We start from the raw sequence: 3,192 nt of genomic DNA, 5'->3' as shown, positions 1-3,192 counted from the left end.
TTCCGACCAGACGAACTGCGCTTCACTCCGATTGCCAAGTGCTGCCTCCAGATATCTCACAGAACTTGCACGAATCGGCGTCGAGGTTCCCTGCGTGGCAGACCCTGCGCCTGCCGCACCCTCAAGTCGTGTCAATTGTAGAATGGATGTTCTCGCCTGTCAACAGGCAGGGAGATCCAGGAATAGTCACCCATTCGGCGTCTCGCAGGGACCAGTGCCAGGCACCCCGTTTCGGGAAGCTCCCACGAGGCATTGCAGATTGGCGCGGGCGCAGCCCGCGAGCCTCAAGCCGCAAGCTCTCCCCCGCCGATTTGACACACCAGCCAGGGAGCCTATCATGTCAGCGATGAGGATTTGTGTCCTGCCTTGTCTGTTGGCAGTCGCGGCCATCAGCTGTCACAAGGTCCCCTACGATGATATGATGAGCGCACCGCAGACTGCTGAGATAGACGGCCAGACGTTCACGCTCGACGGCGGAGCCTACCGCAATTTCATGCCCGGTGCGAACTCCTCGTTGATGGTCGGCGTGACGCTGACGGGCAGTGACACCGCGAGGGCTTTCCCATCTTCGGTCCTAGCAGACCGCGTCTGGGTGATCAAGTCGCAGCACGAAGTCTGGGGTGCCATCCTGCGAGAACCAGTACACAGGTGGCCGAAGTACAGCGTGAGATACCACGCAGACGGCGGTCCGAAATGGTCCACCCGTATCTGGGTGAGCGTCGCCGTCCGCGTCAGGAGCGCGGACGGCAGGACATGGCTGCTGCGCGATCCCGAAGTATGGATCGAGATGGCCATCTAGAGCGACCCAATGGAGGGAGAGAAGGGACCACGGACAGGCAGCCTATTCCGGGAAGCCTCGGGACATCCCACCAGGCATTTGAGATTGCCGATTGTCGATTGCAGATTTGCGCGGGCGCAGCCCGCGGACTTCAAGCCACAAGCCTCCAGTTAGCGCAAGCACAAGCTCAAGCTCAAGCCGGCTGACAGCAAGTGGCTGGTAGTTTCCGGCCACTCGACCACTGGAGCACGGGAGCACTGGACCACTCGATCCTTTTCCCCGCCGATTTGACACTGCCGGAGTCCGGAGTATCCTACTCTCGATGGATACCGGATTCACCCGGCCTTGACGGCAGCGGGAGATATGGGAAGTGTTCCTGCTACCCTTGGAAACTAACCATCACCGACCACCAGACCGACGCGCTGGTGTGTGAATTGTACGGACTGACCGCAGAGTAGATTCGGATCGTTGAGATGCCGCAGGAATCGAGTGAGATATCCCAGAGTCCAACGGATAGAAGGAGATAGGATACCCGTGAGAACACGCTTGCTGCAGGTTGTTGCCGTCTGTCTGATTGCGGGAGTGGTGAGCTTCGCGTACACCAAGAAGGAAGCACCGCCTGCAAAGGCCGACAAGAGCTGCCATCTGTCCGGCCCGCTGGCCAAGCGATTGATGGCCGCCGGGAGCGAGGTTGACCGCGACGCCGAGTATTACCTTGTCTCGCTCGGTCAGGTCAGGAGGCAAGATGGGAAGACGTTGCTTGTGCTGAAGGACAAGTACGCTCCCGGTCTGGTGAGTCTCGCCGATTTCTCGCACGTCATGGTGTTCTACTGGTTTGACAAGAACGACGCACCGGACAAGCGGGCCTTCCTTCAAGGCCATCGACAGGGCAAGAAGAACCCGCTGACGGGTGTGTTCGCGACTCGCTCCGCTGTCAGGCCGAACCTGATCGCAATCACGACGTGCCGGGTTATCTCCGTCAAGGGTAGCATCGTGGAGATTGACGGGATTGACGCGTTCGACGACAGCCCGATACTTGACTTGAAGCCGTACATCCCGAGGAATGATTGCTTCCTGGATGCTCAGATTCCTGAGTGGGTACGGTAGCTACGGCCTCACCGGAGCAGGCGTCAGCATCGCGGAGGGACCGTAGGTGACCCGCTTGCGCCCGATTGCCGCCGCCGTAGTCGCCGCGGCTTTGTTCGGCGCTGGTGTTCCGCTGGCGAAGGTACTCGTGGGCCAGGTCGAGGCGGTTCCACTTGCGGCGCTGCTCTATCTAGGTAGCGGGGTTGGGCTGCTGCTATTGCAAGGCAGCATGGCCTTGATTGGCAAGCGCAGCCGGGAATCGGGCATCGCCCGTTCCGACCTGTCCTGGCTCGCCGGTGCAACGCTGGCGGGCGGCGTGCTCGCGCCCATCGTTTTGATGACGGGCCTCCGCAACTCGCCGGCGGCGACCGCCTCTCTCCTTCTGAATCTCGAAGGGGCGGCGACGGCCGTCCTGGCCGCGCTGCTGTTCCGCGAACACCTGGGCGGACGGACATGGATGGCGGTTCTGCTGGTTACCGGCGCGGGCATGGTGCTCTCGTGGAATCAGGGCGGGCGCGTCGGGCTTGCCCCGGCCGCCCTGCTGGTGGTCGCCGCCTGTGTCCTGTGGGGCTTGGACAACAACCTGTCGCGGCGCATCTCGGGCAAGAACCCGGTCAGCCTTGCCGCGGCCAAGGGGCTGGTGGCAGGTGCTTTCTCGCTGGTACTGGCGCTGACTCGCGGTGCGGCGTTGCCCGACCTGCGGACGAGCCTGCTGGCAATGGGGCTTGGATTTGCCAGCTACGGAGTGAGTATCGCTCTATTCATCTACGCCATGCGCGGCCTCGGCGCTGCCCGAACCGGCGCGCTCTTCGCCACCGCGCCATTCATCGGAACGGCCCTCTCCTTTGCCATCTTCCAGGAACGGCCCAACCTCCAATTCCTCGTAGCGTTGCCGGTGATGGTCGTGGGCGCGGCCCTGCTCCTGGGAGAACGCCATGCCCACCGGCACGTCCACGAACCGCTGGAGCACGAGCACCGGCACCGTCACGACGACCACCATCACGACCACGCGCACGAGTCGGGTCTGACGGCCGTCGAACACGCTCACCGGCACGTCCACGCCCCGGTCGAGCACGAACATCCACACTTGCCGGATGAGCACCACCGCCACGGGCACGGGTAGCGCATCGCACGGGACCGGCGAGGGACACGTCCGGGGGGGCTAGGGACAGCGGGGCTGTTGAGAAACCACCCTCAGATCGGTGACGATGCTGGTATCGGCTGGTCTGATGTTGGCCTCGGCCTGAAGAACCAACTGAGGAGCATGAGAAGGAGTGCCGCCAGGCACTTCAAGTTCATCACCGCCGCCGTGAGATAGGCCTGAATCG

3 protein-coding genes are annotated in these 3,192 nt (G+C 62.5%); all 3 read left to right on the top strand.

Going from position 1 to position 3,192, the window contains the following annotated elements; all coding sequences use genetic code 11:
• The first annotated feature begins 346 nt into the window (after positions 1 to 346).
• The 3 genes from FJY68_13930 to FJY68_13920 all read left to right on the top strand — a co-directional run bounded on the left by FJY68_13930 (position 347) and on the right by FJY68_13920 (position 2,987).
• Positions 347 to 799 carry a hypothetical protein gene (locus tag FJY68_13930; GenBank protein MBM3332921.1) on the top strand — a complete coding sequence of 151 codons (453 nt, stop codon included), beginning with the start codon at positions 347 to 349 and terminating at the stop codon, positions 797 to 799.
• Positions 800 to 1,312: 513 nt separating this feature from the next.
• On the top strand, positions 1,313 to 1,885 hold the full coding sequence (locus FJY68_13925) for an SAM-dependent methyltransferase (GenBank protein MBM3332920.1): 573 nt from the start codon (positions 1,313 to 1,315) through the stop codon (positions 1,883 to 1,885).
• A 46-nt stretch (positions 1,886 to 1,931) separates the two neighbouring features.
• Entirely contained in the window at positions 1,932 to 2,987 is a 1,056-nt protein-coding gene (locus FJY68_13920; protein MBM3332919.1) for a DMT family transporter, read from the top strand.
• The last annotated feature ends 205 nt before the right edge of the window (positions 2,988 to 3,192 follow it).

It is taken from the genome of candidate division WOR-3 bacterium, assembly GCA_016867815.1.
Classification (GTDB): Bacteria; Hydrothermota; Tepidihabitantia; order Tepidihabitantales; family Tepidihabitantaceae; genus UBA2258.
Note: the sequence above shows the minus strand (reverse complement) of the source record. Positions and strands in the feature narration are given on the sequence as shown.